This is a genomic window from Salinicola sp., assembly GCF_982684285.1.
The window spans coordinates 1-2592 of sequence record NZ_CEXLVS010000377.1; the positions used below are offsets into that span (position 1 = coordinate 1).

General features: G+C 39.6%; 3 protein-coding genes. All 3 read left to right on the forward strand.

From position 1 onward, the window contains the following. Positions 1 to 770 precede the first annotated feature (770 nt). On the forward strand, positions 771 to 1283 hold the full coding sequence (locus AC3AYF_RS20060) for a hypothetical protein (protein WP_487780272.1): 513 nt from the start codon (positions 771 to 773) through the stop codon (positions 1281 to 1283). Then, entirely contained in the window at positions 1283 to 1663 is a 381-nt protein-coding gene (locus AC3AYF_RS20065) for a hypothetical protein (protein ID WP_487780273.1), read from the forward strand. The genes AC3AYF_RS20060 and AC3AYF_RS20065 overlap by 1 nt, the downstream gene beginning before the upstream one ends. 573 nt (positions 1664 to 2236) lie before the next feature. Next, positions 2237 to 2592 (forward strand): hypothetical protein (locus AC3AYF_RS20070; RefSeq protein ID WP_487780274.1); only part of this gene is annotated, 356 nt, incomplete at its 3' end.

Consider the following 2592-nt stretch of genomic DNA (forward strand, 5'->3'; position numbering starts at 1 on the left):
AGGTTTGGTATTGACCTGATCTGGTTTTGCGGGAAATTAGATATACGCCGCCATTTGTAGCAGTCATTGATTGTATCTCTTATGGGAAGGTTTTATCTTAGTGATGGTACCCATTCTACAGCACACTTTAACCCCATTAACAACCATTTGGGGCACAGGGTTAAATTAGTTTAGAGGTTGGTATTAATAGGTATTAGAGGCATGCAAAACAGTTGGTACCCCAAAAATAACCGTGATATAATGGCTACCATGAATCAAATAAATCGTCAAGAGGAAAATTAAATATTACGAAAATTAAGTCAGAGACTTTCAAGTTCTCGATTAGACTAGCGCATGAAACCGCTAGAGATTTCACAGCTATTTCACAAGTCTATAAGCTTAAAAAATTCACCCGTAACCAAGTCGTGAAAAGAATGACAGAGTTGCTTCTTATCCACGGTATGGACAGCACCAGTGGAAATAGAAGAGGGTTATCTCTTACCGACATAATCGATTTATAACACCAGTTTTAATACTGTGCTCCACTCGGCTTACTCGTTCTTGTTTCCTTTCGGGTTGGTGGAGTGTTGAGCCTTTATTGTTCGCTGTCTTGGTACGCCAGAACTAGGGCGGTGAACACCTTTTTATAGTAGCTAGTTTATAGGTCGTCAACCTTTCGTTTCCTACCTGCTACAGCCCTCACAGACTTATTTCCCTGTTGAGGGCACCCTATTTCGTATAGTCGTATTACGGCTAATACACATTTACACAAATTACAAGGATAAAATAATATGAATGGTATGAATGATGCACCAGTAGTCAAAACGGCTAGAAACACTCGCAAACATGTGAAGCATGATGAGCTTGAGTTTTACAAGATGGATTACAACTGGAAAACAGTGCGACCGATACTAGTAAGGGATCTTCTAAAAGGTCATTTTATTAATATCCTAGGATCTGATTACTCAGCCCGTACTTTGTTCCAATGTCAGTTCCATGAAACTGCTTTAATTAAAGAGTTTTTAAATGATGAAGACAAAGTGACAGTAGGTGATTGGGCTTTAGGTGCAAGGTCTATTCACACAGGTTACTTCTACTGTAGTAAGGCAAAAATCAACACTCTCTTAGATGTTATTGCCCCCCGCTACAAATCAGGGAAGGAAGCTTACGAGCTTAGTATTATTGAAGAAACAGAACAAGCCGCCAAAGACTTAGAAGATGCTGAACGTAAAGAACTGCAAGCTATCCTCAATACGGAAGCACGTAAGCAAGAGTTAATGTCTAAGTTTGGAGGTAATGGATAATGGGTAAGAAAATAGGAGAACAGGCTATTAACAAGACGATTACATTTACCGACAAGATTCCGTCTAAAAAACATCTTACCTTTTTAGAAGAAGAGATAGGTTTAGAGGTGGTAATTGACATTAAGAAGTCGTTAGGAGTACGAGCTAAGGAGTCTCAACTGAGTGAGTCAGCTGTAAATAAATCTGTTAAGAACAATAACGTGGGCGGCTATGCTGCTAAGGTTATGGCAGAGGCTGACGTGGAACGTCAAATGGAAGCAATGAGAGACAAGATTGAAGACTTAGACCTTGACACCAAGATGAAGCTGTTAGCTCAAAAGTATAGCCCACTTGTTCAGAAGGCTTTACGCCACAAAGCAGAATTGAACCGTAAAGGTTAAATGATGAAAACCCTGTATGCAACGTGCAGGGAGTATGTAACTAAATATTCTAAAGCTATCCACGTAACACTTGTGATGGCGAGAACGATACTAGTACTAGCAGTTTGTATCAAGTACATGAACTAGGTAGCCTCTCAGGCTGTTTAGAACATACCCCCCTGCACTCCAATTAAGACGGTGAAACCTCCCTTAGGGGAGCTACCGTACACATCTATTTCATAATCCAACATCAATACGTGAGTAAGTAAGCAATGGCATTATTAACATTAAAAATAGCAACATATATAGACGATATAACTAGTACAGCATTCTTTCTAGTTTGGGCTGATGTGATTATCTCTATACCAGTTTAACAAAGGAGGGACTTGTGGCAGACATTGAACAAGAGACAGTAATTAGAAATTTTAAAATAAGTAGGGAATCATGGCGATACCTACGGGACTACAGTAGAGCGGTAGGTCAACATTATCACGTACTTGTAGACGAACTGATACAACAACATAAGAAAGAACATAGAGGATAGTGTCAACGGCCTTAGGAAGCCGGTACACGCCTTAGACAGGAGAGGAATATATGATTAATAAACCAAAGATTAAACCACGCATTACAGCTACAACACTGGCTACATATTTGATGAGAGCGTTCCAGATTGATAAGGGAATTCTAAGCTTAGACCCTAGTACAGTAATAGGTATGGGTGATTATAAGAAGCAGAATCTAGAGAGAAAACTGGATGTATTTGAGAAAACACTAGGTGAGGTCACATCCTTCCTTGAATGTGGTCTTGACTTTGATAAGGCTAATAAGGATCTCCGTAGTGAGATATTTAACGAGCTTTACTATATCAAAGAATTCATTACAGACGATTGGCCTGAAGCCGTCCCCGTTGATATTGCTAAACTCTACAACGATATAGCTGTGAAGGGTGT